Source organism: Streptomyces sp. NPDC048111 (assembly GCF_043202815.1).
GTDB lineage: Bacteria > Actinomycetota > Actinomycetes > Streptomycetales > Streptomycetaceae > Streptomyces.
The window spans coordinates 14,818-41,807 of sequence record NZ_JBIDBD010000002.1 but is presented as its reverse complement, the minus strand read 5'-3'; the positions used below and the strand labels follow the sequence as shown (position 1 = coordinate 41,807).

29 protein-coding genes are annotated in these 26,990 nt (G+C 72.8%); 17 read left to right on the top strand and 12 right to left on the bottom strand.

Features of this window, described 5'->3' with window-relative positions:
* Positions 1-62: 62 nt before the first annotated feature.
* On the bottom strand, positions 63-674 hold the full coding sequence (locus ACGF3I_RS04925; protein WP_393129167.1) for an endonuclease: 612 nt from the start codon (positions 672-674) through the stop codon (positions 63-65).
* 424 nt (positions 675-1,098) lie between these two features.
* Here ACGF3I_RS04925 and ACGF3I_RS04920 point away from each other — a divergent pair, with 424 nt between their 5' ends.
* A complete protein-coding gene (locus tag ACGF3I_RS04920) occupies positions 1,099-2,577 on the top strand; it encodes a phenylacetate--CoA ligase family protein (protein ID WP_393129166.1) in 1,479 nt (492 codons plus the stop codon).
* Positions 2,574-3,605: a hypothetical protein gene (locus ACGF3I_RS04915; protein WP_393129165.1), complete on the top strand. Its 1,032-nt coding sequence runs from the start codon at positions 2,574-2,576 to the stop codon at positions 3,603-3,605. The genes ACGF3I_RS04920 and ACGF3I_RS04915 overlap by 4 nt, the downstream gene beginning before the upstream one ends.
* 64 nt (positions 3,606-3,669) lie before the next feature.
* On the opposite strand, the gene ACGF3I_RS04910 is transcribed toward ACGF3I_RS04915, so the two are convergent.
* The 5 genes from ACGF3I_RS04910 to ACGF3I_RS04890 form a co-directional block, all read right to left on the bottom strand.
* The gene (locus ACGF3I_RS04910) at positions 3,670-4,062 is read right to left on the bottom strand and encodes a nuclear transport factor 2 family protein (RefSeq protein ID WP_393129164.1); all 393 of its coding nucleotides are present in this window, start codon (positions 4,060-4,062) and stop codon (positions 3,670-3,672) included.
* A 171-nt stretch (positions 4,063-4,233) separates the two neighbouring features.
* Positions 4,234-4,929, bottom strand: a complete 696-nt coding sequence (locus ACGF3I_RS04905; protein ID WP_393129163.1) for a hypothetical protein — start codon at positions 4,927-4,929, stop codon at positions 4,234-4,236.
* Positions 4,922-5,428 carry a SigE family RNA polymerase sigma factor gene (locus tag ACGF3I_RS04900; RefSeq protein WP_393129162.1) on the bottom strand — a complete coding sequence of 169 codons (507 nt, stop codon included), beginning with the start codon at positions 5,426-5,428 and terminating at the stop codon, positions 4,922-4,924. Before ACGF3I_RS04900 ends, ACGF3I_RS04905 begins: the two co-directional genes overlap by 8 nt.
* A 58-nt stretch (positions 5,429-5,486) precedes the next feature.
* Positions 5,487-6,476 (bottom strand): L,D-transpeptidase, encoded by a 990-nt coding sequence (locus tag ACGF3I_RS04895; protein WP_393129161.1) that lies wholly within the window; start codon positions 6,474-6,476, stop codon positions 5,487-5,489.
* Between the two features lie 219 nt (positions 6,477-6,695).
* Complete coding sequence (locus ACGF3I_RS04890; protein ID WP_393129160.1) at positions 6,696-7,979, bottom strand: serine hydrolase domain-containing protein; 1,284 nt, start codon at positions 7,977-7,979, stop codon at positions 6,696-6,698.
* Between the two features lie 453 nt (positions 7,980-8,432).
* Between ACGF3I_RS04890 and ACGF3I_RS04885 the strand changes: the two genes are divergently transcribed.
* From ACGF3I_RS04885 to ACGF3I_RS04870, 4 genes are all read left to right on the top strand, one after another.
* Complete coding sequence (locus tag ACGF3I_RS04885; RefSeq protein ID WP_393129159.1) at positions 8,433-8,912, top strand: hemerythrin domain-containing protein; 480 nt, start codon at positions 8,433-8,435, stop codon at positions 8,910-8,912.
* 132 nt (positions 8,913-9,044) lie between these two features.
* Positions 9,045-9,584: a hypothetical protein gene (locus tag ACGF3I_RS04880; protein ID WP_393129158.1), complete on the top strand. Its 540-nt coding sequence runs from the start codon at positions 9,045-9,047 to the stop codon at positions 9,582-9,584.
* Between the two features lie 227 nt (positions 9,585-9,811).
* The gene (locus tag ACGF3I_RS04875) at positions 9,812-10,300 is read left to right on the top strand and encodes a hypothetical protein (RefSeq protein WP_393129157.1); all 489 of its coding nucleotides are present in this window, start codon (positions 9,812-9,814) and stop codon (positions 10,298-10,300) included.
* Positions 10,301-10,473: 173 nt separating this feature from the next.
* Positions 10,474-11,280, top strand: a complete 807-nt coding sequence (locus ACGF3I_RS04870; RefSeq protein ID WP_393129156.1) for a VOC family protein — start codon at positions 10,474-10,476, stop codon at positions 11,278-11,280.
* A 105-nt stretch (positions 11,281-11,385) separates the two neighbouring features.
* Here the strand turns inward: ACGF3I_RS04870 and ACGF3I_RS04865 are convergent, their stop codons facing one another.
* Entirely contained in the window at positions 11,386-13,221 is a 1,836-nt protein-coding gene (locus ACGF3I_RS04865; RefSeq protein ID WP_393129155.1) for an RICIN domain-containing protein, read from the bottom strand.
* Positions 13,222-13,539: 318 nt separating this feature from the next.
* Between ACGF3I_RS04865 and ACGF3I_RS04860 the strand changes: the two genes are divergently transcribed.
* A complete protein-coding gene (locus tag ACGF3I_RS04860; protein ID WP_393129154.1) occupies positions 13,540-14,796 on the top strand; it encodes an ROK family protein in 1,257 nt (418 codons plus the stop codon).
* A 183-nt stretch (positions 14,797-14,979) separates the two neighbouring features.
* On the top strand, positions 14,980-16,038 hold the full coding sequence (locus ACGF3I_RS04855; RefSeq protein ID WP_393129153.1) for an alpha/beta hydrolase: 1,059 nt from the start codon (positions 14,980-14,982) through the stop codon (positions 16,036-16,038).
* 108 nt (positions 16,039-16,146) lie between these two features.
* Here the strand turns inward: ACGF3I_RS04855 and ACGF3I_RS04850 are convergent, their stop codons facing one another.
* Positions 16,147-17,334 carry a low temperature requirement protein A gene (locus ACGF3I_RS04850; protein WP_393129152.1) on the bottom strand — a complete coding sequence of 396 codons (1,188 nt, stop codon included), beginning with the start codon at positions 17,332-17,334 and terminating at the stop codon, positions 16,147-16,149.
* 149 nt (positions 17,335-17,483) lie between these two features.
* Between ACGF3I_RS04850 and ACGF3I_RS04845 the strand changes: the two genes are divergently transcribed.
* Positions 17,484-17,993, top strand: coding sequence for a DUF664 domain-containing protein (locus ACGF3I_RS04845; RefSeq protein WP_393129151.1), 510 nt, complete (start codon positions 17,484-17,486; stop codon positions 17,991-17,993).
* A 132-nt stretch (positions 17,994-18,125) separates the two neighbouring features.
* Positions 18,126-19,061, top strand: coding sequence for a YihY/virulence factor BrkB family protein (locus ACGF3I_RS04840; RefSeq protein ID WP_393129150.1), 936 nt, complete (start codon positions 18,126-18,128; stop codon positions 19,059-19,061).
* Positions 19,062-19,274: 213 nt separating this feature from the next.
* Here ACGF3I_RS04840 and ACGF3I_RS04835 read toward each other — a convergent pair whose 3' ends face one another.
* Complete coding sequence (locus tag ACGF3I_RS04835; protein ID WP_393129149.1) at positions 19,275-19,535, bottom strand: DUF3253 domain-containing protein; 261 nt, start codon at positions 19,533-19,535, stop codon at positions 19,275-19,277.
* A gap of 51 nt (positions 19,536-19,586) precedes the next feature.
* The gene (locus tag ACGF3I_RS04830; protein ID WP_393129148.1) at positions 19,587-20,234 is read right to left on the bottom strand and encodes a type III effector protein; all 648 of its coding nucleotides are present in this window, start codon (positions 20,232-20,234) and stop codon (positions 19,587-19,589) included.
* Positions 20,235-20,360: 126 nt separating this feature from the next.
* On the opposite strand from ACGF3I_RS04830, the gene ACGF3I_RS04825 reads away from it, so the two are divergent.
* Positions 20,361-20,795, top strand: coding sequence for an Hsp20/alpha crystallin family protein (locus tag ACGF3I_RS04825; RefSeq protein WP_393129147.1), 435 nt, complete (start codon positions 20,361-20,363; stop codon positions 20,793-20,795).
* A 111-nt stretch (positions 20,796-20,906) separates the two neighbouring features.
* The gene (locus tag ACGF3I_RS04820) at positions 20,907-21,302 is read left to right on the top strand and encodes a DUF2267 domain-containing protein (RefSeq protein ID WP_393129705.1); all 396 of its coding nucleotides are present in this window, start codon (positions 20,907-20,909) and stop codon (positions 21,300-21,302) included.
* Between the two features lie 379 nt (positions 21,303-21,681).
* Here ACGF3I_RS04820 and ACGF3I_RS04815 read toward each other — a convergent pair whose 3' ends face one another.
* Entirely contained in the window at positions 21,682-22,077 is a 396-nt protein-coding gene (locus ACGF3I_RS04815; RefSeq protein ID WP_393129146.1) for a cupin domain-containing protein, read from the bottom strand.
* Between the two features lie 181 nt (positions 22,078-22,258).
* Here ACGF3I_RS04815 and ACGF3I_RS04810 point away from each other — a divergent pair, with 181 nt between their 5' ends.
* From ACGF3I_RS04810 to ACGF3I_RS04795, 4 genes are all read left to right on the top strand, one after another.
* Positions 22,259-23,197 (top strand): GlxA family transcriptional regulator, encoded by a 939-nt coding sequence (locus tag ACGF3I_RS04810; protein WP_393129704.1) that lies wholly within the window; start codon positions 22,259-22,261, stop codon positions 23,195-23,197.
* Positions 23,198-23,558: 361 nt separating this feature from the next.
* A complete protein-coding gene (locus tag ACGF3I_RS04805; RefSeq protein ID WP_393129145.1) occupies positions 23,559-23,879 on the top strand; it encodes an STAS domain-containing protein in 321 nt (106 codons plus the stop codon).
* 11 nt (positions 23,880-23,890) lie between these two features.
* Positions 23,891-24,250 (top strand): hypothetical protein, encoded by a 360-nt coding sequence (locus ACGF3I_RS04800; protein ID WP_393129144.1) that lies wholly within the window; start codon positions 23,891-23,893, stop codon positions 24,248-24,250.
* 197 nt (positions 24,251-24,447) lie between these two features.
* Complete coding sequence (locus ACGF3I_RS04795; RefSeq protein ID WP_393129143.1) at positions 24,448-25,218, top strand: maleate cis-trans isomerase; 771 nt, start codon at positions 24,448-24,450, stop codon at positions 25,216-25,218.
* 16 nt (positions 25,219-25,234) lie between these two features.
* On the opposite strand, the gene ACGF3I_RS04790 is transcribed toward ACGF3I_RS04795, so the two are convergent.
* A complete protein-coding gene (locus tag ACGF3I_RS04790) occupies positions 25,235-25,861 on the bottom strand; it encodes a TetR/AcrR family transcriptional regulator (protein ID WP_393129142.1) in 627 nt (208 codons plus the stop codon).
* Positions 25,862-26,011: 150 nt separating this feature from the next.
* On the opposite strand from ACGF3I_RS04790, the gene ACGF3I_RS04785 reads away from it, so the two are divergent.
* Complete coding sequence (locus ACGF3I_RS04785) at positions 26,012-26,950, top strand: alpha/beta fold hydrolase (protein WP_393129141.1); 939 nt, start codon at positions 26,012-26,014, stop codon at positions 26,948-26,950.
* The last annotated feature ends 40 nt before the right edge of the window (positions 26,951-26,990 follow it).

Here is a 26,990-nt window from a genome sequence, read left to right as displayed (position 1 = left end):
GATTGATGGAGCCCCCAACTGGCCTGGTCAGCAGGCGAGTTGGGGGCTCCTTCGGCTCTGTCTCAGTGCTTCAGGCCGGCCCGCACCAGGGCCGAGGCCAGCCGGGGGAGTTCCCCCGGTGCGACCAGTCGGGCCAGCCCGCCGGCGGTCGAGGGAAGTCCCAGCGAGGTGGCCGCATCGAGGGCGCGCTCGTCGAAGAAGGGGCGCAGCTCGGGCCAGAGACCCTGGGCCTCGCGGCAGAAGATGCCCGCGCCGACCGGTCCGATCCTGGGCACCTCCCGCAACAGCTCGCGCACCCGCGCCGGATCGCCGTCCGCCTCCTCGCGCAGTCGGCGCAGATCGCCGCGCCAGCGACGCAGGACCACATCGGCCCCTTCCAGGAGGGCCGTCGCGGTGCTCTCGTCGTAACGGCGGTAGTGCGCCCGGCCGAGTGCGTCCACGATCGTCTGCCAGTCGGTGGTGGCCGTCGCGCGGGCGGTGCGCAGGGGGAGGCGGAACAGCTCGCGTGCGGCGTCGGTCGCGATGTCCGCCTTGATCCGCGTCGAGCACAGCACGGCGAGTACCAGCAGCTGGTAGAGCGGGGCGGGCTTGTCGCGCAGGGTGATGCCGGCCTCTTCCGCGTAGCTGCGGCCGTGTTCGCGCAGCAGCGCGGCCAGCTTGTCGTCGGTGTTCATGGGTGTCCCGCTCCCTCGGTGCGTGGCCGCCGTCATGGGAGTTGCCTGCCCGCGACGCCCGCGGGCCACGCGGTGTCCCGCCGTCCGCCGGCACATCGACCCGTTCGGACGCGGGTGCGGCAGCCGTGAAGAGACAGTGGTTGACGCGTGCACATTTCATGCGCACGACACCTGGTGAAGCTCTCCCCAACGCCCCTAGACTGCCGCTGCTCACCGGCCGAAACGACCGGAAGCTCAGCACCGCGCGACGTGGCCGGCACCGAGCCGCCGCCCGACGAGGGAGGAACCGACATGGTCAAGCACTACCTCAAGTACGCACTGAGCACGCTCTCGGCCGCGATGTTCATGCACATGTCCTGACCCACCGCGGCCCCGGCCTGGGCCGGGCGACACACCGTCCCGGTCCAGGTTCCAGGAGGCCCATGTGTTCGGCACCGCCCTCAGTCAGCTCCGGTACGGCATGGCGGTCCTGCGCAACCGCCGGATCCGCCCGCAGGACCTGGAGCGCATCGCCCGCGACCTGGTCGCCACGCTCGCCGAATTCGGCGAACCCGGCGAGGACTCGGCGCTGCTGCCCGGCCAGTCGGGACGCAGCGCGCAGATCGACCCCGAGGTGCGCCGCACCGTCACCCGCCGCAGCCTGCGCGCCACCGCCCGCATCGCCGTGCGCCACACCGCCTACTACCACCGCGTCTTCGCCGAACTCGGCCTGGATCCGGACGAGTTGGACGAGACGGGCTACGCCCGGGTGCCGGTGACACCGAAGAAGGCGCTCCGCTCCATGCCCACCGCCTTCGTCTCGACGGCGGCCGTGCCCGCACTGATGGCCCTCACCACCGGCACCAGCGGCGCACCCACCGCCGTCTGGTACTCGCGGGCGGAACTGGACACCACCATCGCGCTCAGCACCATCTCCGCCGCCCTCGGCCTCGGACTGCGCCCCCGCCACACCCTCGCCTACGCCGGATGCTCACGCGCCACCCTGCCGCTGCTCAACGCGGCCGAGTCGGCCACCCGGGTCGGTGCCTCCTTCGTACAGTTCGGCACCATCGACCCCGCCATCGCCCTCGACCGGCTCGCCGCCCCGCTCGGACTGCCGGGCAAGTCCCCCCGGATCACTCATCTGACGGCCTCGGCCTCCTACCTCGCGACCCTGGTGGAACGTGCCGAGCGCGACGGCTGGCGGGCGTCCGACTTCGGCCTCGAAAGCATCGGAGTGGGCGGCGAAGTGCTGTCCGGGCCCCTGTGCGCACGGGCCGAGGCGGCCTTCGGCGCGCCGGTGTCCACCTCGTACCTGATGACCGAGACCCTGCCCTCCGGCGCCACCCCGTGCACCGCCGGGCACCTGCACCACACCCGCGAGTTCGGCCACCTGGAGGTGCTCGACCCGATCACCTGGGAGCCCACGGCCCCCGGTGCCACCGGCATGATCGTGCACACCCCGTACGTGCCGTACCGCGACTGCACCCTGCTGCTGCGCTACGCGACCGGCGACCTCGTACGGCTGCCCGCCGACGAGCCCGACTGCGAACTGGCCCACACACCCGCGACCTCCGCCGTCCTCGGCCGCTGGAACGGGCCGCTCAGCGTCCACCTCCCCACCCGGGCCCTGCTCGACCTGATCGAGGCGGAACCCGAAGTCCCGCTGCCGGCCCGGTACGCGCTCACCGGCGACCCGGAGACCGGAGTGCGCCTGCACCTGGTGGTGCGCGCGCTGCCAGCGCCGGGTCTGCTCGGCCGGCTGGAGGACCGCGCCACGGCCGCCGGGCTGCCCCTGACCGCGATCGTCCTGTACGACGACCGCGCTGACCTGCCGGCCGCCACACCCGTCCGCGCCGACCTGCGCGAGCACACCTTCGAGTCCGTGCCCACGGCCGGCATCCGCACCGGGAGCGGCAGATGAACCCCCTCGCGCTCACCGCCCTCAGCCTCTGCACCGCCGCCCTGATCGGCGGGGCGGCCCTCTACCTCGCCAAGGTGCCCATGCCCCGGCCACCGGTCGGCGTCTACGCAACGGGCGACATCGTCTTCCTCAGCGTCGGCGTCGTGGTCGCGCCCCTGCTCTATCTCGCGCTGTCGGGCGCCGCCGTGTCCGCGGTGTTCGGTCTGGTGCTCGGTCTCGCCGTGCAGTTCACCCTGGCACCCGTGTGTGGGGCGCGCCGGTCGTGGGTCCTCGCCCTCGGCGCGACGGCCGCCACCGTCGCCGCCGCACTGGCGGACCGGCCGGTCGCGGTCCGGGTGTGCACGGACGTCCTGCTGGTCGTCGCCGTCGTCGGGGTCACCAACCTGTGGGCCCAGAGCGGTATGCGCCCGGTCCATGTGGCGAGCCTCGCGGCCGTCCTGACCGGCTATGACCTCCTGGCCACCACCCTGACCCACGTCACCGCGGACTTCGCCGCCCAGGTGCAGGGCAGGCCCTTCGCCCCGATGTTCGCGCTGACCGGCGGGGCCGAACCGGTCGCCGTCGGCCTCGGCGACCTGCTGCTGCTCGTCCTGTTCCCGCTGGTCGCGGCCCGCGCGTTCGGACGCCGCGCCGGCCTCGTGGCGGCGGTCGTCGGGGTGGGCGTCACCAGCGCCGTCAGTCTGCTCTTCGCGCTCGGCGCCCTCACCTCGGGCTTTCCGCTGCTCACCCTGCTCGGACCGCTGATCGTGGCCCAGCACCTGCTGTGGACCCGGCGCTACGAGGAGCGCCGTACCGTCGCCTGGCGCGCGGGCGAGCCGGTGGTGGCCCGGGCGCGCGGCCAACAGGGCGGGCCCGCGCCGGAGTTGACCGCCGCTCTCGCCGTTCCGGTCCCGGACGGCCTCGCGGAGGGCACCTGGATCGCGGTCGGCGGGGGCCGGGTGGTGGCCACCGGGCCGACCCCGGGCCTGACCCGCCGCGCGGCAGGGCGTCAGGCGCCGGAGGTGCCGGTCGTCGTGCGCATGGTGTGAGTCGTGCGCGGCAGCGCTGCAACTCTCGTCATCCGTACACCATGTGACGAGACATCAGCCAGGGTCAGCGGGCGCTGCCGAGGTCGCGGTCGGCGTCGCTGCCCTGGAGCATGAGGGTCGTCTCCTCGATGCGACGGAAAAGGCCCTCGGGAGTGAGCGAGGCGAAGACGTAGACCTCCATGGCGACGGTGCTGCCGTCGTTCTTGGTGATGTGGCAGGTGTGCCGGTCGGCGTACTTGTCACCGTCGTACAGCTCCTCGTGCACCTCCACCCGACCGTCGGCGACGATGCCCCGCAGGTGGCCGATGTGGTCGAGGAACTCGGCGCGGTCGGCCCATGCGCCGTCCGTGCGCTGGCGGTAGTCGGGGGCGAAGTGCCGGTCGGCGGCCTCGTCAAGGGTGATGTCACGGTTGAACAGGAGGTCGTTGAGAGCGGCCTCAATGCCGGTGCGTGCCATGGGAGTTCCTTTCGCGGGGCACTGCTGAGAGTGCGGAAGCGGAGTAGCAGATGCGTGCGTCTCGCACGCTTCGCTCTAACGGTAACACTGGATGCGTGCGAGATGCACGCTATTTTTTGGCGCGCTCGTGGACGCCGAGCCGCTGAGTATCCCCAGCGGGTCGCCCGTGCCTCAGGAGCCGCCCTTGACGGGCTGGCGGTCGATGCACGCCGCATTGCTGAGCGGCTTCTCGGACTGCTGCCCGCCCGCGATGCGCACCTGAGCGCCGACCTGCACCGCGTCGTACACCGCACGGCCCGAAGCGGGGGCGACACCCACCGCACCGAGGATGTGGTCCTCGCCGACATCGGGAAGGTCGGCGGGGGTCAACTCGAAGAGCAGCAGGCGCTGTTGGTTCGCGCGGTCGGTGAAGGTGACCGCCCAGTTCCTGGGACCGGCCCGCCCGACGCCGATGTCGTTCGGCGCCAGGTTCACCACCGGGTACTTCGCCGTCACGGTGACGGCCCGCTCGCCGATCGGACAGTGCGGCTCCGGCGCGCTGATGGCGAAGCTCCGCCCCTGGACGGTCAGGGTGTGGGCGTCCAGGTCGATCAGCACCTGCTGCACGGGCGCCGGAGTCGGGACGGACGTGGTGGCGGGCCGCGGCGCGGTGGAGCGCGGAGTGCCGAAGGCGAGGAAGACGGCGGCCGCGCCCGCGAGACCGGCGGTGGTGAGCAGGGCCCGCCGGGCCCGGCGGCGCCGTACCGCGCGCCCCCGGACCAGCGCTCCGGCTGCCGGAGCCGGAGTCGCACTCCGCGCCGCCAGGGAGCGGAGCCGGTCGGACAGCTCCGCCTCGGACAGGCCGGACGTCGGCGGGCGATCAGACACAGGATTCCTCCGTGGAGTGGGGTTCCTCGCTCGTCAGATGCACGGCGAGGGCCGAACGGCCGCGCGTCAGACGCGCCTTGACGGTTCCGGTGGGCGCCCCCGTCTCCGCGGCGATCTGCTCCACGCTCAGATCGCACAGATGGTGCAGCACGACCGCCGTGCGCTGCGCCTCGGGCAGACGGCGCAGCGCGGCCACCAACGCCACATGGTCGGGGCTCGGCTCCGGCACCGCACGCGGCGCCGACTCGCCCCGGACCAGCTCCCACCAGTGGCGCGTCCGCCGCCAGCGGCTCATCGCCAGGCGGTGCGCCACGGTGCGCAGCCACGCCTCGGGCGCCCTGTCGCCCGACAGGACCGAGGCACGCCGGTCCCAGGCGCGTACGAACGCCTCCTGAACGACGTCCTGGGCCTCGGCGTGATCGCCGGTGAGGGCGTACAACTGGCCGACCAGACGCGGGTACGCGGCCGCGTAGAAGAGGTCGAACTCGTCCTCGGTCACGCTGTCGTGCTCTCTTCTTACGGGGCTGGGCGCAGGCGGTGCGGCGGGACGCGGGAGCTCACGCGGTCGCCGTCTCCCCCGCCGCACTGTGCTGGAGCCACTGCTCCCACGTCAGGTTCCAGTCGCCGTAGCCATTGCCCGTGGCGACGATGTCCTTCTTGCCCCCGGTCACGGTGACGACGTCGCCGGCCCGGACCTGCTCGTAGAACTTCCTCGCCGTCCCGTCCGTGGCGAGACCGACACAGCCGTGGGTGACGTTGTGGCGGCCGGCCTCGGTGTCGGCCCGCTGGTTCTGGTGCACGTACGTCCCCGACGTCGTCAGGTGCACGGCCCAGAAGTAGTCGCCGTTGTACGCGTCACCGAGGCCCACGGTGCGCGAGTCCATGTGCACCTTGGGCGCCTTGTCCATGACGACCATCGTGCCGTTCCAGGTGTCGAGGCCGGGACGGCCCGCGGTGACCGGGATGCGCGTGGTCCGGCCGTCCGCGCGCACGGTCATCATGTGCGCGTCCACGTCGACCGAGGCGATCAGCGACCGGCCGACGGTGAACTGGCGGACGGCGTGCGAGCCCAGGTGCAGGGTGACCTTGGTGCCGGGCTGCCAATAGGTGGACTTCGGGCGGAAGTCGACGCGCTGGCCGTCCCGCAGGTTCTGGTCCTTCACCCAGCTCCACGCGCCGGGCGTACCGGAAGAGGTCTGCACCCGCAGCCAGCTCTCCACCGCCTTGCGGTCGGCCGCACGCACCGGCGTGCTGAACGTGACGGATATCGGCATCCCCACGCCGACCGTCTGCCCATCGGCTATGTGCACCTGCGCCTTCGCCAGCGCGGCGGGCTCGGCCGGGCCCGTGGGCGAGGGCGACTGCGTGCCCGTTCCGCCGCCGTCCTTGGCGTTCGCCGGCGCCGCCGCCGAAGCCGCCGTGTCCGGAGCGTCGGCGGCGGCACCCGAACCGGCCGAACAGCCGACGACCGGAAGCAGTGCGAAACAAACCGTGACGGCGGCGCCGAGCCGGCCGGCGGTCCGGCCGGCTGAACGGTGCTGGTGCATGGGGTCCCCCAGGTGAAGTGCGGTGTCGCCTCCTATACGCCTGGGAAGGCCGCATGGTTGCACCCCGTCCGAACTTTTCTGCGAGCCGCGCGCGGCAGCGTGTCGCGCCGTGGGCCGCGTCGGCCGGACGGCCGTGATCCGGCCCGGGGCGCGACAGCCGCGGAGGCGGCCGACCCGTCCTACCGAAGCCCGCAGAAACGGCCCGCGGACGCACCCGTCCTACCGCGTCGGAAAGAGCTTGGCGAGCAGGAACTTGGTGATCTCGTCGGCCGGCGCCGTCCCGTCCGGTGACTGGTTGAGGTTGACGAGCACGACCACCGTCGCGCGACGCTCGGGGTCGTAGCCGACGAAACTGTTGTAACCGGGGATCTGACCGTCATGGCCGATGAACCCCTGGACGTCGGCGATGCCGAGCCCGTACGTCGGCCGACCGGGCTCGTCGGAGGTGGGCACGAAGTGCAGCCGCTCGCGCTGCATCTCAGGGCTCAACAAGGTCCCCTCGGCGAGGACGGGAGCCCAGCGCCGCAGGTCGTCGACCGTCGAGACCGCGGCGCCCGCGGCCCCCGCCCACGAGGCGTTCACCTGGGTCACGTCGTACGGGTTCCCCGCCGACCAGTCCGCCCACGCGGCGTCCTTCCCGGTCAGCACCGGAGCCGTCAGACTCGCGACGTTGCTGATGAACTCATAGCCCCGCGCCCGCGGTTCGGGGATCGTGCGGTCGGGATCGAAGCTGGTCTCGCGCATACCGGCCCGGTCGAAGATCCGCTCCTTGAAGAGACGGCCGAGCGGCCGGCCGGTGAGGTGCTCGGCGATCAGCCCGAGCAGCACGTAGTTCGTGTTGGAGTAGTGCCAGCCCTCGCCCGGCGGAAAGTACGAGGGATGGGCGAACGCGACGTCGAGCAGCTCATCGGGCGTCCACTCGTCGGCGGGCCGCTGGTCGAGCCGCCGGTTGAAGCCCGGGTCCTCCGAGTAGTTGTACAGGCCGCTCGTCATCTGGAGCAGCTGACGGATGGTGATGCGCCGGCCGTCCGGGACGTCGGGACGGAACGACGACACCCGGTCGTCGAGCGAGAGCCTGTGCTCCTGCACGAGCTGCAGGACCACCGTGGCGGTGAACGTCTTGGTGATGCTGCCGACCCGCATGTGCTGATCGGCCCTGACCGGCGCACCCGTCCTCAGGTCGCCGGTCCCCAGAGCAGCGGTCCACGTGCCCCACTCGGGCGTGCTGACCGAGACGACGGCGCCGGGAATGCGGGCCCGCTGCATCATGGCGACGAGGTCCGGCGCGAGCTGCCGCGGCGACGGCGCGGTGCGCGCCGCACGCGGGCCGTCCGCGACGCCGGCCGAGTGGGCCGCGGGCGCCGCGGCGGTCAGTGGCAGGACGGAGGCCAGCAGCAGCGCGGCCCACGGCCGGGCTCGGCGGGACCGACCCCGCGGGGGGCGCCGGAGCCCCCTCGCCGGGGAGGGGTGGGGTCTGGCGGGCGCCAGGGGATCGGTCTGCATTCGTGGCATCCAGGTCGCCTCGGTGAAGTGGGTGCCCATGGTGTAGCACCGGGCCAGGAACGCCGGACCGGCTTGCGCCGTCGGTGGGCGTGTTCGGGGGCGGGGGAGACGGAGGTGCGGCGTGCGGGGGCCGTCACCGGTTCGGCGTGTGGTGCCTCGCCGTGGACGTGGTGGTGCCAACTGCCGCTCGGTGCAATGAAGTTGATACGGGCCAAGCTCCGCCTGCGGGTCGGCCTTTGACGGGGGCCGGGATGTGGCATGCCCCTCCGCCTCGGCGGTCCGCTTGCTGAGGCGCGTCGAGGGCACGCGGGACGTCGGCAGGGTCGACAGGAGTGCGGAGCGGTGACATTACGTAGTGGGCGGACGACGGACGGAGAGCCCGGAATGTGGTGCATGATCGCCAGGTCTGCCGGGTATGTCACGGAAGTGAATCCTGAGCCCCAGGGAGCCGCCATGTCCAACGACGCCATCGTGATGCTCAGGGAAGGCCACAAGGAACTGAGGCGACTGATCCACGCCTACCGGGCCGACCGCAGGCCCGAGAAGGTGGAGCAGTTCCTGCGCGTCCTGACGGTGTACTCCTACATCGAGCAGGAGGGCATGTATCCGCGCGTATCCGTCCTGGCCCCCGAGACCGAACAGGCCGTCGTCGAGTTCCGCGAGGAGCACCACATCGCCGAAGTGCTCGCCGCCGAGCTGCACGACATGAACCCCGGAGGCCTGGTCCACGACGCGAAGGCCCGTCTCCTGATGGACATCGTCGAGCGCCACATGAACGCCGAAGAACGGGACTGGTTTCCCCGGGTCCGTGCCGCCGTGGGCCGCAAGGAACTGCAGGAGATCGGCGCCTGGATGGGCAAACTCGCGGAACGGGCCCCGCAACGGCCGCGTCGCCGTGCTCCGCAGAGCGCCTGGGACGCGGTGGCGGCCTGACGGGCCGTTCCTCACGCGCTCCGTCCGGGCCGTGCGTCCGCACCGCGGAGCGCGCATGACACTTTGACCACAACTCGTCGTGCGGGGCGGCGAGACGTGCGCGCTCATAGGGTCCTCGGCCATACTGCGCCCGTGGAGCAGCGATCAGAACACCAGTACATGCCCCTGGGTGGCGCCGCGACGGATCCGGCGTACATCCCCGGACTCGTCCCGGCCCCCGCGGCGGCGCCCAGGCCGGCGTCCGCCGACGGGTCCGACGCGGATGAGGCCGACGCCGGCCCGGTGACGGCCGGTGACGAGCGCGCCGAGCCCGGAGCGGATGCGGCCCCCGGCGACGACTCGGACGTCGACAAGGCCGAATCCTCCGAGGACGCGGACGAGCCCGGCGCCGACGGCGGCCCGGTGTGCGACGTGTCCGACCGGCAGGGCTCCTTCCTCGCCGACCGCCGGGGAGTGCGGATGCGGCTGGGCGAGGAGGAGGCCGACTTCCGGTGGGACGAGATCAGCGCGGTCGAGTACCGGACGCCGCGCTGGTCGCGCCGGTTCGAGATCGTCGTCTACACGCCGAACCACCGCTGGTTCACCCACGACATCGAGGCGCCCCACCGCGCCGACCTCCGGGCATGGGGAGAGCGGCTCGACGCGGTTCTGGACGCGTACTTCGAGGAGTAGGGCCCCGTGCGCGGGGCCCATCGAGGGGTCTGTCGGGTGCCCGGAGCTGTGACGGCTCCGGGCACTCGGCCCGAGGCGCCGTGGGGCCGTGGGGCGTTCCGGGCCGAAGTGCGCAGGGGCACCCGGACGGGACCCGTTCTCGCGGCACGCCGTCACATGACGTGACCGCGTGGTCACCCCTGGCAGACTGTGCGGCGCTCAGCCCCCTCACCACAGGAGACCCAGCCGTGCTGCTCCGTACCATCGCCAGGACGATCGCTGCCCTGGCCCTGGGCTTCGGCCTCGTCGGCGTCGCCGCCACGCCTCAGGCGTACGCCACCGACAACGTGCCGTGCCACAGCCCCGCCAAGCGCGATCTGACCGACCCGAACTCCGGCCATGTATGGCGGGGGACCGAGGTCAGGTTCTGCAACCTCACCCAGGGCCATGTGCCGGTCTACGCCGGCCGCTCGGCCGGGGCGGCCGTCGTGGGTTACCTGGAGCAGGGCGGGGCGGCGAACTGGTTCGTCACCGAGATGAAGGGCGGGGACTTCCACCGGGGCCGGGCCGCCAACTACTGGTGGGCCAGCACCAAGGCCGACAACGGCCGGTGGGGCTGGGTGCCGGAGGTGTACTTCGCGGGCGGCGGCAACTACGAGGACGACGCCGGCCTCCTGATGCCGGGCGGCTACACCTGCGCCAACACCTGCGCCCCGGTGCCCTTCTGGGCACGGTGAGCGGCGCTCCACGTCACGAGCGGTGAGGCGCGGGGCGGTCGTGCTCGTGCGGGTGCTCCGGACCAGTGCTTGACTGGAAGCGAGGTCACGACGGCGGCGGGTCGATACGTGTCGGCCCCGGCCGGCGCCACCCCACCCCGCGGGGCCCGACCAGTCCGTCCATGGAGGCACCGATGCCTACAGTCAATGGCCCGTACACGCCCGGCACCCCCTGCTGGGTGGAGTTGATGGTTCCCGATCAGCAGGCCGCTCTCGACTTCTACCGCGATCTGTTCGGCTGGGAGGCGGAGCCCGGCTCGCCCGAGACCGGCGGATACGCGGTGTGCAGGTACAAGGGCGAGCCCGTAGCCGGAATCATGGGGGCGATGAACCCGGACGGCAGCATCCCCGACCCGATGCCGCCGACCGTCTGGACCACGTACATCGCCACCTCGGACCTCGGCGCCACCCAGCAGAGGGTCACCGACAACGGCGGCCAGGTGATGGTGCCGGGCATGGACGTCATGACGCTCGGCCGGATGGGCGTGGTGAGCGACCCCACGGGCGCCGTCTTCGGCCTCTGGGAGGCCATCGACTTCAAGGGTGCGGGCATCGCCAACGAACCCGGCTCCTGGATCTGGAGCGAGCTCAACACCAGTGACAGGGAAGCCGCTTCGGCCTTCTACTCCGCTGCCCTCGGCATCGGGACCACCGCGGTCGAAGGTGCGGACGGCTATTTCTCGCTCACCGTGGACGACCGCGCCATCGGCGGTACCCAGGCACTCTCCGGCATCAAGGGCCTGCCGGACGGCACGCCGTCGCACTGGTTGACGTACTTCGCCGTCGACGACACGGACAGTACCGTCGACGCCCTGGTCAGGGCGGGCGGCGCCGTTCTCATGCCGCCCTTCGACATGATGGCCGGCCGGATGGCCGTCGTGGCGGACCCGCAGGGCGGCGCCTTCGCCCTCATCAACGTGAAGCAGCCCGACGCCGGGTGACCCGCGTCCCGAGGCGGTCGGCGTCCGGCTGCTGACGTCCGCCCCGCCGCCGGAACCGTCGCACCCGTCGGCCCCCTCGGCGCAGAGGGGGCCGACAACGCCCGCCTACGGACGGTGAGTTGAGGCGGTCCATACCGCACGGAGCGTCAGCGTCTGTTCGGCCGCCGTGCGCGCCCCGCCGACCGTGCTGCCCGTGGTGTCGGTCCACGCGCGGGCCGGTGTGGTCTCGGCGAGCCGGTTCGCAGCCGAGGACAGTCCGATCACCAGCCCGCTGTACCGGTTCACCAGGCGGTACGTGCCCGTCGGTGCGCCGGAGGAGGTGGTGTTGGCGAGGACGAACCACTGCTGGCCCGCCGTCGGTCCCGAGGCGGGCGCCGCCGTCACGCTCGGCCTGGCGGCCCAGGCGCGCCCCGCCGTCGAGGACGAGTCCACCCCCAGAAGGCGTCCGGTGGAGGCGTTCGCGATCCGGTACGAGCCGTCACCGTTGGGGCTGAACACCCAGGCCGCCAGGGACGAGCCGCCCGCGGACGACCGCGAGGTGGTCGCCGAACCACCCGCCACCTGGGCCAGGAAGCGCCCCGCTCCGCTGCCGATGGTGTACGCCCTGCGCGGGTCGACCGGGGCGGGGGCGGCGGCGCTGCTGGTCACGGTGGTGTCGTAGTACTCGCCGTCGGAGCCGCCGGAGCAGAAGAACGAGCAGTACGAGCGGAACGTGCGGCCCACGATCGTGTTGGTGGTGCGGCTCACCGGGTCGAGCAGCCAGCGGTACCAGGAGCCGGAGCGGTAGTCCCCGGAGTCGCCGATCAGCCGCCACTTCTGGGTGGCGAGGTTGTCGGTGACGTAGAAGCGCTGCTTCTCCGTGCCGTCCTGCTTGAGCGTCTCGGGCTCGCCGATGTAGAGGCCGAGGTGGGCGTCGTAGGCGATGTTCATGGTGAGCAGATCGGACTTGGCGGGCAGGGTGCCGGCCGCCCGCTGCTGCGCGACGGTTCCCGCGTTGGCCGGGGCGTAGTCGTGCGCGACGGGCGTGTAGCCCGTGGTGTGGGTGGCGTCGACCGGCTCCATGTTGCTCTCCAGGCCGCCGACGCCGGGCTGGGACCAGGATCCGTCGTACCACTTCCGCCAGGAGCCGGGTGCCATCTTGCCCGACATCGGGGCGCGCGCCACATGCGCCCGGCTGCCGTCCGTCCAGCCGCCGGGGACACCGCCCTTGGGGATGATCCGCGAGTTGTAGTAGACGTAGAAGTAGCCCGACGCGGCGTCGACGAACAGGCGCGGGTCGCCGTTGCCGTAGTCGTACGTCTCGTGCGCGAAGGCCGTGGAGTCGCCGCGCGCGGTGCTGTACGGCGAGGTCAGGACATGGCTCCGGATGCTCCAGGTGCGGCCCTGGTTCGTGGAGACCGCGTAGTCGATGGCGTCGTAGTGCAGGCCGTCGCCGAACGGGCTCGGGGTGAACTCGTTGTGCACCAGGCCGTACCAGTCACCGGTGTCCGGGTCGACCCAGACGCCGAGCAGGTCGCAGTAGTTGGGCTGGGCATAACTGGATCCCGCGGGCGCCCGGGTGGCCTCGCGGCCGGTCGGGCCGTTGTTGCAGCGCCAGGTCGTGTCGTTGTTGCGGTCCTGGGTGTTGGCCGGGTTCACGGCATCGCTCAGCGCGCTCGACCGCGTCGCGGAGTCGAAGTCCTTGCCGGTGTAGAACGTCCAGGCCCGGTCGTCGTCGGCGGCGTACAGCGAGTGGGCCGACTGGTAGTAGAACGTGCCGTCCTTGTCGATGTAGGGCGCCGCCGGGGTGTCGTCGGGGTTGCCCCACGGCCCCTTCGCGCCGATGGCGACGGTGTACGCGGGATCCTTGGCCTGGGCGGGGGCGGTCAGCAGGGTGCCGGACAGCACGGCGGCCGTCGCGACGAGCACGCCGGTGATCTTCGTCCTGATGCGGGCGGGCACGGGTACTCCTCTCGGAGCGGGCCGTCCGCGCGGCGGCGGCCCGGCGGGGCGGGCGTCCCGGCCCGCCGGGGAAGGTGAACTCGGCGCGGGACGGGGAGAGTTGTGCGGGTGTGTGCGCGGCAGCGGATTAGTTTGAATAGAATCCGAACTAATGCAGAGGCTGTCAAGGCATCCGTCACGGATCGGTGCACCCGGTGATGCCCGACCGGTGCGCGGGCCATCATGAGGGCGTCGCCGCACCCCGGGCCCGACGTTGTGCCGCATCCGGCGCCTGCGGTGCCGCTCGGGCCGGACGGCCCCAACCGAGAGGGAGGACCAGTGCCCCAGTCGCGAGCGGCGTCGCCGTCGCACAACGAACCGTCCTGGGCGGCGGAGTCCCGCGACCGGGGAGCGATCCGGCGCACCAACCTCGGTGTGGTGCTGCGCCTGTTGCGCGACGCGGGGCCCCGATCGCGGGCCCGTATCGCCGCGGACGCGGGCCTGCCCAAGCCGACCGTCACGAGCCTGGTCGCCGAGCTCGTGTCCCTCGGCCTGGTGCGCGAGGGCCCCGCGCGTCGGGAGGGCGCCGTGGGGCGGCCCGGCGCCGAGGTGCGGCTGCACGGGCACGCGGTGTGCGGGATCGGAGTGGAGATCAGCACCAGTTACGTCCAGGTGGTCGCATTGGCCCTGGACGGCGCCGAGCTGTACGAGCACCGGGTCGCCGTGGCCGTCGCCGAGGCGGGCCCCGAGACGGTGCTCGACCTCGCCGCGCGCGAGCTGACCACCTGCCGAACCGCCGTACAGGCACGCGGAGTTCGACCCGCCGGGATCACCGTCGCGGTCCCGGGCGTGGTCGACTCGGCGAACGGCGCGGCGCGGTACGCACCCGGCATCGGCTGGCGCGACGTCGCCGTCACCGACGGGCTGCGCACGCGCCTGGGCGGGCCGCCCGTTCCGCTGACCCTGGACAACGACGCCAAGCTGGCGGCGCTCGCCGAATACGCCTCGGCGCGCGCCGATGACGTGCACGACATGGTGTGCGTCACGGGGGAGCGGGGCGTCGGCGCCGGTGTCATCAGCGCGGGCAGGCTGCTGCGCGGCGCCCAAGGGTTCGCGGGCGAGGTGGGGCACATGCCGCTCGACCCGGAGCGCCGCCCGTGTGCGTGCGGACGGCGCGGCTGCTGGGAGACGATGGTCGGGCTCGACGCCATCCTGCGGCTCGCGGCCGACGAGGACGACGCGCTGCACGACCCGGCGGTGGAACTCAGGGATCGTCTGGACCTGTTGCGCACCCGCGCCCGCGCCGCCCACCCGCGCACCCTCGCCGCGATGGCCCGGGTCGCCGACGACCTCGGGCTCGGAGTGGCGCTCCTCGCCGACGTGCTCAACCCCCGCGTCGTCGTCCTCGGCGGCTACTTCACCCACATCGGCGACCTCATGATCGAGCGGGTGCGCGAGGTGGTGCACGAGCGCGTCATGGCTCCGGACGCCGGCGGCTGCGACGTGCGGCTCTCCGCCTTGGGCTTCGCCGCCGCCGCGCGCGGCGGGGCACATCTCGCGCTGGGCCCGGTGTTCGAGGACCCGGCGGGGGCCTGAGGCGTTCGGCATCCTGCGGGGAGGGAGCGGGCGGTGGACGCGCCGCCCGCCGGGGGGCCGCCCCGCGCATCCGATGCGGTCACGCGGGCCGTGCGGCGGCCTGTCGGCCCGGCCGGTGGAGGGTCCCGGTGCGACAGTGCTGGTCGAGGCAGTCGGGCCGAGTGATGAGGAGGGCCGGCGAAGATGGGGCTGACCAGTACGCCGTTCCTGGTCCTGTTGATCGTGCTCACCTTCCTGGCGATGGCCGGCACGCTGCTCCTGTGGGGCCGGGTGGGCGGGCCCTGGTGGCTGCGCTGGCCCGTCCGCGCCCTCATGCTCGTGCTCTGTCAGGTCACGGCCATCACCACCGTCGCCACCGACATCAACAACAGCTATGGTCTGTACGCCAGTTGGGGCGACCTGCTGGGCACCGGCACCGCGGACGCGGCGGCCATGACCGGGCCGCCGCCCCAGCGCGCGAAGTTCGGCGAGCCCACCAACGGGGTGCGCAGCACCTATTTCCGTGGGCCCCGTTCCCACCTCGCCGGGCACGTCCTGGTGTGGACGCCTCCGCAGTACGACACCCGGGCGGACCGTGCCACGCGCTACCCCGTGGTGATGCTGCTGCACGGGGTGCCGGGAGCGCCCGAGTCCTGGGTCGAACAGGGCGGGATGCCCGGGGCGTTCGCGCGGTCCGTGCAGCAGGGGGCGGCCCGTCCGGCGATCCTCGTGATGCCCGTCGTCGACCCCGGGGGACAGGACACCGACTGCACCGACACCCCGCAGCGCAAGGTGGCCCGCTGGCTGGTGGACGATGTGCCGGCGCTGATCGCCCACCACTTCCGCACCCTGAAGGGGCCCAGGGGGATGGGCGTCATGGGCATCTCGACCGGAGGTTACTGCGCCGCCAGGCTGCCCCTGCAGTACCCGAAGACGTTCGGTGCCGGGGTCGCCCTCGACCCGGATCCGCTCTCCGGCGACCCCGATGTGCTGACGGACCCCGTACTGCGCGAGCGCACCAGCCCCCTGTGGCTGGTGGCGCACGACCCGCCGGGGACCGCGCTGTACCTGGCGACGTCCCGGCAGGACCGCGACAGCCCGCCGTCGTACATCGAGGAGTTCGCGAAGGCCGCCGCGGGCACGGACGTGAAGGTCACGACCCGGATCGTGCCGCAGGGGGGCCACAACTGGGGCACCTGGGTCACCCTCTACCCGCAGGCGATTCCGTGGTTGAGCGATCGGTTGGACGCCCCGCGCCGCTGAACCGTCTGTCCGTCCGCCGAGCGGGTGTCGCTCGCGCGCTCCGCGACCCGGCCGGCCGCGTGCCCGGGTCCCCTGACGGCGTCGGTGCCCGGCCGCGAGGCCGGGCGGTCAGGCCCCGCCGGTCGTACGGGCCCGGGTCGTGTGCCACTTCGACAGCTTGGCCAGCAGGAAGACGAGCGCCGCCGTGCAGGCCACCGCTCCCCACGCGGGCAGCAACAGCGCCGCGGGCAGCAGCATGCCGAAAGTGAGGACCAGACAGGGGCCGTACCAGCCCAGCACATTGCGTACGCCGTCGCCGTAGCGCAGCGAGATGGCCGCGTTCGCGGTGTAGAAGGCGAGGACCCCGCCGCACAGCGCCCAGCGGGCCCCCGCCGGCAGCACGTCGTGGGGCGCCGAGACGGCGGTACCGAGGGCCGCGGCGAGCACCGTGATGCCGCAGACCAGGACGAACGGCAGGTACATGACGGTGTCGCGCATGATCTGCGTGGCCCGTCCCGTCTGGGCCCGGCTCAGGCCCCGCGTGGCGCTGCCCGTGCCCCACAGGAAGAAGATCATGGCGAGTTCCGCGGCCACGACGAACGACAGCAGCGCGGTCACGCCGGAGGCCGCGGTGAAGTGCTCCTCGAAGGCGGCGACCACGGTGAAGATGCTCTCGCCGAGCACGATCACCACGAACAGCCCGATCCGCTCGACGAGGTGTTCCACCGACATCCGCTCGTACGGGGCGGTGCCCATCCCGGCCCGGACCGCGAGCAGCACCACCTCCAGGGCGATGGCCACCCCCCACACCGCGAAGCGGGCCGCCCCCGGCAGCACGGCCGACACCGCCCACAGCGCCGCCGGCACCAGGCAGTAGAGCACCGGCCGCCACAGCGGCAGCGGGGTCCCGGGGCTGCGGGCGTGGCGGAACCAGATGAGGAACAGCACCAGGCGCACCCACGCAGCCCCGAGCGCGTACGCCCAGGCCCGCTCGGCCAGGCCCGCCGGCGAGGCCGCCGCCATGAGGCCGAGCGCGGGCATCGCGGCGAGCAGCATCGCCTGCACCCGCGACGAGGCCGAGCCGAACAGGTTGACCGTCACGCTGAGGTTCACCCACGCCCACCAGGCGGGGAAGAACAGCACCAGGAACTTTCCGAACTCCGTCGGCCCGGGGTCCCCGTGCAGCACATGCGCGAGCACACTCACCGTCACCACGAAGACCAGGTCGAAGAACAGCTCGAACCATCCCGCGCGGTGTTCCTCCGCCGCGCCGCCGGCGCCCGTGTCCTCGGCCGGCCTGCCCGTCACATCGCTCACGGACCCCACTGTGCGAGGTGCGCGCGAGCGCGGCGCCCGGGGCGCGCCGATGGGCACCCGGTGAGCCGCCCGTGCGGGTGGCGCGTGACCCCGCCGCGCCTGATGCGCAACGCCCCGCGCGCGTGCGGCCGGTGAGGGAGGATGGGCCCATGAATACTGCAGAGCTTCTGGCGGACGCGTTCGGACGGGTCCAGGAACAAGTGCACACGGCGGTGGAGGGGCTCTCCGCGGAGGACCTCGCCCACCGGCCCGACGAGGAGGCGAACTCCATCGCCTGGCTGGTGTGGCACCTCACGCGCGTCCAGGACGACCACATCGCGGATGCCGCGGGCCGCGACCAGGTATGGCTCTCGGACGGCTGGTCGGACCGGTTCGGCCTGGCGCTCGATCCGGAGGAGACCGGATACGGGCACACGAGCAAGCAGGTGGCGCTGGTCAGGGGCGTCACCGCCGACCAGCTGCGCGACTACTACGACGCCGTGCACGAGCAGACCCTGTCGTTCGTGCGCGGCGCCGACGACGCCGCGCTCGACCGCGTCGTCGACGAGCGGTGGACGCCGCACGTCACCCTCGGCGTGCGACTGGTCAGCGTGATCTCCGACACCTTGCAGCACGCGGGCCAGGCGGCTTATGTCCGGGGCCTGGTGGAGCGCCGCTGACGGCTCGCCGTCACGCACGACGGCCGTGCCGGGGCGCCCCCCTCAGGGAGAGGGGGGCGCCCCTCGGCATGGAACGAGCGGCAGCGGACACCCGGTCATACGGCGCCCTTCCACCCGAAGAGAGAGAATCACGTGCCCCCATCCTCACGCCCGGCCGCCGACCGGCGGCCGCGCGCCGCCGCGGTGGCCGGACGGCTGCGCACCGCCGCACGGGACACGGCGGTGGCCGTGTGGAACGACAACCTGTCCGACTACGCCGCCTCGTTGACGTACTACGCCATCCTCGCCCTGGTGCCCGCCCTGCTGGTCACGGTCTCGGCCATCGGCCTCGCGGCCCCGGAGGCGACCGGCCTGCTCATCGACGATCTCACCTCCTACGCCCCGGCCGCGTCGGCGAGCGTCCTGCGGGACGCGCTGCGGCAGATGACCGAAGCCGAGTCGACGGTGTGGGTCCTGGTGGTGACCGGCGCCGTCAGCGCGCTCTGGTCGGCGTCGAGCTATCTCGCGGTGTTCCGCCGCGCGCTGCACGCGATGCACCGCATGCCCGACAACCGGCCCCCGCTGCGCACGGCCCACACCATCATCGCCACCGCCCTCCTGCTGCTCGCGCTGCTCCTGACCGGCTCGGCCCTGATCGTGCTGTCGGGCCCGGTGGCCCGCAGGGCCGCCGCTCTGGTGGGCGCCGGCGGCTTCGGAGGCTGGGGGGCGCTGCGCTGGCCGGTGCTGCTGTGCGTGGTGACGATCCTGGTGCTGGTGCTCTTCCACACGGGTCCGGCGGAGGCCCGGGGGGTGCGTCGGGGGCTGCCCGGCGGCGTGCTCGCGGTCCTGCTGTGGAGCGCCGCGTCGGCGCTCTTCACGCTCTACGCCGACCACATCGCCTCCTACACCCGTCTGTACGGGTCGCTGGCGGGTGTGGTGGTGTTCCTCGTGTGGCTCTGGTTCACCAACCTCTCGCTGCTGATCGGCGGCCAGTTCAACGCGACCCTCGCCCGCACGGCGCCTGCGGGCCGGGAGGTGCCGCGCCCGGGTAAGCCCACCGCGTCCACCACGGCGACCGACCTCGGCTGAGGGAAGGGTGCCGCTCCCGCACTGGGTGAGCCCTGGGCGGCGGATGCCTTCAACTCGCCCTGCGCCGAACCCTGTTGAGCGACGCGGGCGCGGGGCCCGGGCGCCGGGTGCCGTGCGGTGGGCGCTGGGAGCCGGGCCCGGCCGCCATGCGTCCGATGCCGTGCGGCGGGCGCCAGGAGCCGGGTCTCGGGAGCCGGGCTCCGGACCGTCGGGTCAGCGGATATGGCGGATACGGATCGGCCCGCGCGCCTTGTCCGGGTCGACCCGCCGGCCGCCCTGGGTGATCTCCACCTCGCCCGCCTCGACCAGGCCCCGGGCCGGTTCCATCAGCGCGCGCCAGCCGTCGTCGTCACCCTCGTACGCCGCCCGCGCCGCGTCGGAGGGGCAGATCGTCGCGTCCGGGGCACGGGACTCCAGGAGTTCGAGGATGGTGCGTGCCAGGCGTTCTTCCGTCTGCCGTGCGTTCTGTGTCACCGCGCCAGTGTCACCTCCGCAGCCCCGGGAGCGCGCGTGGGCCCGGGCCGTTCAGCGGGGCTCGCCCGCCGTCCGGCGGAGCTGGTCGGTGTGGTGGGTGAGGGCGTCGACGCGGGCGGCGAGGTCGCGGTGGCCGGCCGCGAGGTGTGCGCGGACAGCGGTGAGCGGCGCCAGCAGGCGGGCGGCGTCGTCCTCGGCGAGCGCGGCGGTGAGGTGACCGACGGCGGTGCGGGCGCCCGCCGGAAGGTCGGTGAGCCCGGTGATCCGACCGGCGAGCCCCCGCAGGTCGGCGGCGTTGGCGCGGGCCCAGGCCGTGACGGAGCGGTCGGCCGCGCGGCGGTCGCGGGTGGCCTGGACGCGCTGCTCGCCGGTGGCGCCGGGCGCCCCGGGGCGTACCCGCAGATAGCGCCGCTCGGCGGCCTGCCGGCTGGCCACCCCGAGCGGCTGGGCCAGCTCCGCCCAGCTGGAGCCGGCAGCCCGGGCGGCCTCGATCAGCCCGGGTTCCCAGCCGGCGAGCTGATCGCGCAGTTCGCGCAGGAGGAGCAGCGCGGCCAGGGCCTCGTCGGAGCTGGCCGGCCGGTCCGGGGGAGGGGCGGCCTGGGGCGTCCGGGCGGTGCGCACGGCTTCGTCGATCGCGTGCAGCGCGGCTGCGGCGGCCAGGAACGACGTGGGATCGCCGGACTCGGGAGTGGCGTTCATGGACCCTCCGGGGGGGTGTCATCGTTCGGGCGACAGCTTGCTTGTCATCGTTTGGATGACATGTTACAACGGTGTCGAAGCAAGCGCATTGGCAGCTCATGCCAGACCAGTGGAGGTGTTTTCGCGATGTTGATGCGCACCGACCCGTTCCGCGAACTCGACCGGCTCGCCCAGCAGTTGACGGGTGTCTCGGGCACCTGGAGCAGGCCGTCGGCGATGCCGATGGACGCGTACCGCGAGGGCGAGGAGTACGTGATCGCCCTCGATCTGCCCGGCGTGGCCAAGGAAGCGATCGACATCGACGTCGAGCGCAACATGCTGACGGTCAAGGCCGAGCGGCGTCCCCTGGTGAAGGCCGACGACGTGCAGATGGAGCTCTCCGAGCGCCCCCTCGGCGTCTTCTCCCGCCAGCTGGTGCTGGCCGACACCCTGGACACCGAGCGCATCTCGGCCGACTACGAGGCGGGCGTGCTCACCCTCAGGATCCCGATCGCGGAGCGCGCCAAGCCTCGCAAGATCGCCATCGGCGGGCAGCCGGACCACAAGCAGATCCGGAGCTGAGCGACTCCGCCCCCGTGCGCCCGCACGCCGTCACGTCATCAACCCCCTGAGCGAGAAAGGCAACCACCCCCGATGACCACGCTGGCTGAATCCGCCGTCGCCCGACCAGTCATGACGCTGCGTCAGATGGTGGAGAGGATCCGGTATGAGGGCGCCTATCCCACCTGGGAGCGGGCCGAGGAGGTCACGCGTGCCGTACTGGGGACCCTGGGGCGTCAGCTCACCGGTGAGGAGCGGGTCGACCTCGCGGCCTGCCTGCCCGTGGAGGCGGCCCTCGTCCTCTCCGGGCAGATCCCCGGAGCCGAGCCGCTGACCGGCTGGGGCTTCGTCAAGGAGCTGGCCGCCCACACCGGCGGCACGCCCGCGACCGCCCGGTGGGACACCGGAGCCGTCCTCGCCGTCGTCGGCCGGCTCGCGGGCCCGGAGCTCCTGGACCGGATCATCGACCGGCTGCCCTCGGGATACGCGCTGCTGTTCGGGCGCCCCGAACTCATCCAGTCCGCCTGACGTCATCGGACCCCACGCGAAAGCCCGGCCGCCGCATGCGGCCGGGCTTCATCGTCGCCGCCCGGGCCGGCCACCGTGCACCGATCGCCCTCCCGGGCCACCCGTGCGTGCCGGTCGGCGCGGCGCTCGACATCGCGTGCCGCGCGGCCGTGGCTCTGCGGGCTGCCGCTGACCCGGGCGGCCACGACACCGTACGGCGGATGCCGACGCCGTTACGGGGCGCTGGTTGTTCGTCGCGTCCTTCGGCATGGCCTGCGCGTGACGGCCTGCGGCGGCCGCACGTCCGACACGGCGGCCTGGGGCACCTTCCGGGCCGAACCCCGGTCCGCCCGGGTAGGACGCCGTCGCTTCGTCCGCGCGAAGCCCGGCCCCCGTCCGATCACGGGATGAGCTGGTGCCCGGTCGTCGCGTCCACGTGCTCCGGCACCTCGTCGTGACGATCGCCGACCGTCGGCGTGCCTGTCGGCTCGAACATCAGGATGGACGCCCCCGACGGGGCGGCCGGCCGGTGCGGGGTACCCCGGGGAACGGTGAAGACCGAGCCCTGGGGGAGCCGGACGACCCGCTCCCCGGCCGGTTCGCGCAATGAGATGTGCAGCTCTCCGTCGAGGACGAGGAAGAACTCGTCGGTGTCGTCATGGACGTGCCAGATGTGCTCGCCCTCGACCTTGGCGACGCGGACGTCGTAGGTGTTCACGCGCGTGACGATGCGCGGGCTCCACAGGGCGTCGAAGGAGGCCAGGGCGGTTCGCAGGGAGATCGGTTCGCTGGTCATGGGCCCAGCCTCCGCCGAAGTGCTCGTTCGCCGTGAGTGCTAGGAATCGCACATGGCGAAACGATCCTCGCAAGCGGCGCGTCCGGCGGCGCCACGCCCGACGGCGTCCCACCCGGGCGCCCCACGCCCGACGGCCCCACCTCCGACGGCCCCTCACTCGACGGCCCCGCACCGGGTCGTCCTGATCGTGGACGAGAACTCCAACCCCTTCGAGCTCGGCTGCGCGACCGAAATCTTCGGGCTGCGCCGACCCGAGATCGGGCGGGACCTGTACGACTTCAGGCTCTGCTCCCCCTCACCCCGCACCCTCATGCGCGACGGGTTCTTCACGCTCACGGGGGTCGCCGAGCTGGCCGCGGCCGATGAGGCGGACACCCTGATCGTGCCCAACCGGCCCGATGTCGAGGTGCCGAGGCGCCGGGCCGTCCTCGACGCGATCCGGCGTGCGCATGCGCGTGGGGCGCGCCTCATCGGCCTGTGCAGCGGTGCCTTCACGCTGGCCGAAGCCGGGGTGCTGGACGGGCGGCGGGCCACCGCGCACTGGCAGTGGGCGGACGCGTTCCGCGCCCGCTTTCCCGGTGTCCTGCTCGAATCGGACGTCCTGTTCGTGGACGACGGTGACATTCTGACGTCGGCGGGCAGCGCGGCGGCGCTCGACCTGGGGCTCCATGTAGTGCGCCGCGACCACGGGGCGGAGGTCGCCAACTCCGTGAGCCGGCGCCTCGTCTTCGCCGCTCACCGGGACGGCGGACAGCGGCAGTTCGTGGAGCGCCCCCTGCCCGACGTGCCCGATGAATCCCTGGCCCCCGTCCTGAGCTGGGCCCAGGCGCGGCTGAACGCGCCGCTGACGGTGGCCGGTCTCGCGACCCGCGCGGCGGTCAGCCCCGCCACGCTGCACCGCCGGTTCCAGGCCCAGCTGGGCACGACACCGCTCGCCTGGCTCACGGGCGAACGCCTCGCCCTGGCCTGCCGGTTGATCGAGCGGGGCGAGTCCCGGTTCGATGTGGTCGCGCGCGCCAGCGGGCTCGGCACCACGGCCAACCTGCGGGCGCTGATGCGCCGCGAGACGGGGCTCACCCCGTCCGCGTACAGGAGCCGGTTCGGCCCCGGGGCCGGCTGACGGCGGGGCCTGTCCTGCTCGGGCCGTGCGGGTCCCGCCCTGCGCGTGGTGGGCGTGCGCGGGTGAGGTGGGCGCGTGTGGGGTGTGCGCATGTGGGGTGTGCGTGGGTGGTGCGTCGATACACGACAGAGTTTTCGTGTAATTCTTGACGTAGGCCAAAAGGGGCTGCATCCTGAGGAAGGCAGGAGTACCTGTGTGTGCCGGAGACATGGGAGCGGATGTCATGCCCGAGCAGGGGCCACTCCCACGGGGCTTCATGGCGGACGTTGCGCGCGGGGTTCACGCACCCGGTGCGCACCCAAGTGATGTGCACGCGCGCGTTGTTGAGCAGTCCGCAGGGCCTGCCCCCACAGGGCGGCCGATGCTGCGGATCACTTCGCGCGCCGGCGGCGGGCGGGTGGACGTGACGGTCGGCGGCGAACTCGATTTCGACACCGCGCCCCAGCTGTACGACGCGCTCACGGCCGCCCTGTGCCAGGCGGCCGGCGGCGTCGACCTGGACCTCGACGCCGTCTCCTTCTGTGACTGCAGCGGCCTCAATGTCCTGTTGAGGGCGCGCTACGACGCCCTCGACCAGGGCAAGACCCTCGTACTGCGCTCCGCCGACCCCGGCGTGGCCCGGCTCCTCGGCCTGGCCCGCGCCCTCCCCCTGTTCGCTCCGCCCGAAGCCGCCTGGGAATAGAATCTGGTCTCATGTCGAAGCCTGACGAACTGCTCGTGAACGTCGCTGCCCTGGTGGAGTCCGGGCAGAGCAACCAGATGTCCCTGACCGTGGTCGCCGGTGGTGCGGTGATCACCGGCCGGCTCGCACCCGAGGCCGTATGGCGGCAACGGGTGTCGGAGGTGCTGACGGACTCCGCCCGGCTGGGCGAGTTCGCCACCGTGTTCACCACCGCGACCTCCAAGGAGGGGCCGCCCACCCATCTGCACTTCCATGTGGCGCGGATCCTCCAGGGAGCCGTAGGCATCCCCGAGACGGGCGGTATGTACCGCGTCGCGATCAAGGACGTCAGTGCCTGGACCGTGGGGGACTTCAGCTACTCCGACCACTGAGGCCGCAGGCCACCCCGACCGGCCTCCCCCGCGTACCAACCGTGCGCGGGGGACCCGAGCGGCCGTGGCGTACGCAGGCGTGCACTGCCCGCCGGGCCTGCCGCCCCGCACCTTCGCCGGCCGGCGACACCATCGCGTAGCACGCGGGGCACGGCCCTGCCACAGTGGAGGAACGGCCCCGCCGAGAGGAGCACATCATGTGGCAGCCCGACGGACGGGACGTCCGAGTCCGGCTCGGCATCGTGACCCCGCACGCCGACGTCGGCCCCGAGTCGGAACTGCGCGCGATGGCCCCGGCCGATGTGGGCCTGCACACGGCCCGGGTGCCGTTCGGGGCGATGGGCCCCGGCGGTGCGATGGACCCGACCATCCCGCTCGCGCCGGTACGCGCCTTCGCCGAGCCACCCGCTGTGGACGAGGCCGTCGGACACCTCGCCGAGGCGCCGGTGGCGGCCATCGCCTTCGCCTTCACCAGCTCCGCGTATGTGCTCGGCCCGGACGGCGAGGAACGCATGCTGGCCCGTCTGACCGAGCGCGCCCGGGGACTGCCGGTGGTCGCCACCTGCCACGCCGCCGTCGAGGCCCTGCGCATCCTGGGCGCGCAGCGGCTCGCCCTCGTGGACCCGCCGTGGTTCGACGCGGAGTTGGTCGGGCTGGGGCGCGCCTACTACGAGGACTGCGGCTTCCGGGTGGACTACGCCGCGCTCTGCGAACTGCCCAGCGGTCAGACCCTCATCGAGCGCCAGGCCCTGTACGACTGGGTGGTGGGCCACGTGCCCGACGCGGCGGACGCGGTGGTGATCGGCGGCAACGGACTGCGCGCGGTGGGGGTCGTCGAAGCCTTGGAGGCGAGCCTCGGGCGGCCGGTCCTGACGGCGAACCAGGTGCTGCTGTGGGCCGCGCTGCGCGCGGCGGACGCGCGGGCGGACGAGATCACCGGGTACGGCCGGGTGTTCCGGTTCCGGTAGAGGGCGCGGGTTCGGGTCAAGTCCCTTGCTCGGTAGGGGAGTTCGTGGTGAACACGCGGTCCAGGTGGTGGTGGAGGACCGCGACGGCCGACTCCGGTTCGCGCTGGCCCACCAGGATGCTGGTGCCCAGGGTCGCCGTCATGGCGAGCAGACTGATGGCCTCGATGCGGGCGTCGGCGCCCGCATCGGCCAGGCCCGCCTCCTGCGCCTGTTCGAGGAGCCCGGTCACGGCGTTTTCCGCGGCGTCGGGACTGTCGACGAACCGCTGCGAGGCGAGGGCCCCGTCGGTGACGGACAGCATCGCGTAGGAGCTGTAGAGCAGGTGGAAGGTGCGGCTCTCCTCGTCGGTGGGCAGGGAGGTCAGCAGGATGGCCTCGATCGTCGCGCGCGGCCCGGGGTCCGGGCCGGCGGCGGCCAGCCGGGCGCCCACCCGCGCGGTAAAACGGTCGGTCAGATGCTGGAGGCCGTGGAAGAGGAGCTTCTCCTTCGTCTCGAAGTAGTACTGCACCAGGCGCAGTGACACCCCGGCCTCGGCGGCCACCTCGCGCATCCCGACGGCGTGCAGCCCCCGCCGTCCCGCGACCTTGATCAGCGCCTCGGCGATCTGGGCACGCCGTTCCGCGTGGTCGACGCGTTTGGGCATCGTGTGTCTCCCGTGTCCGGTTCCTGGGTGCTGGGCCGTGGTCCGCGCTCGGCCGGCGCGGCCGGTCCTGCGGAACATCTTCATGGTACCGCCGTATCATCATCATGGTACGGTCGTATCACCAAGAACGGATCTTCCCTGGAGGTGCCCGTGCCCAAGAGCCCGCCGCATGTTCGCCGTGACGTCGGCCGCTATGTCAACGACAAGCTGCGCGACCGGTACTTCGCCGCGTGTGACGCCCTCTACGCCCTGGGCGCGCCGGCCCGTTCCGAGGCCGATGTCGAAACGAGCTTCGGCACCACACACGTGTACCGGTACGGGCCGGCCGACCCGGCAGCCGAGTCCCGCACACCGGTCGTGCTGATCCACGGCTCGGGCGGCTGCTCCGCCCAGTGGTACCCCAACACTCCCGCGCTCAGCGCCGAACGGCCCGTCTACGCCTTCGACACCCCGGGCGACCCCGGGCGCAGCGTTCAGCGCGAGGCCATGTGGCAGCCCGAGCGAGCCGCGCAGTGGATGGACGAGACGCTGGACGCCCTCGGCCTCGACCGGGTCCACCTCGTCGGCTCGTCCTACGGCGGCTGGCTGGTCATCAACCAGGCGCACCTGCGGCCCGGCCGCCTCGCGTCGGTCACCGCACTCGATCCGGGCGGCCTGGAGAAGGTGGGCCTGCGCTTCTTCGTCTGGATCTTCGTCAGCCTCTTCGCCACCTTCGCGCCCAAGGCCCTGCGCCCGCGCCTCGCCGCCTGGCTGGAACAGCCCGTCCTCGTGGTGCCCGAACTGCGGGCGTTCGTGCGGGCGGGGGTGAGGGCGTTCCGGATCCGGCGCCCGGCCCCGCTGCCGCTGTCCGACGGCGAACTGGGCACGATCCGGACGCCGTTCCACCTCATCATGGGCAAGCGCAGCCTCCTCGTGCACCCCAAGCGCCAACTGGAGCGCGTGCCGCGGCTGATACCCGGGGCGCGGGCCGAGATCATCGCCGCGACCGGCCACGGCCCGCAGATCGACCACCCGGACCTGGTCAACGCGCGGATGCTCGGCTTCATGGCCGACGTCGACGCGCACGAGCCCGCCACCACCGACGCGTAGCCGCGCGCCGCCTGCTGCGTGCACCGTCTCCGGTGTCATC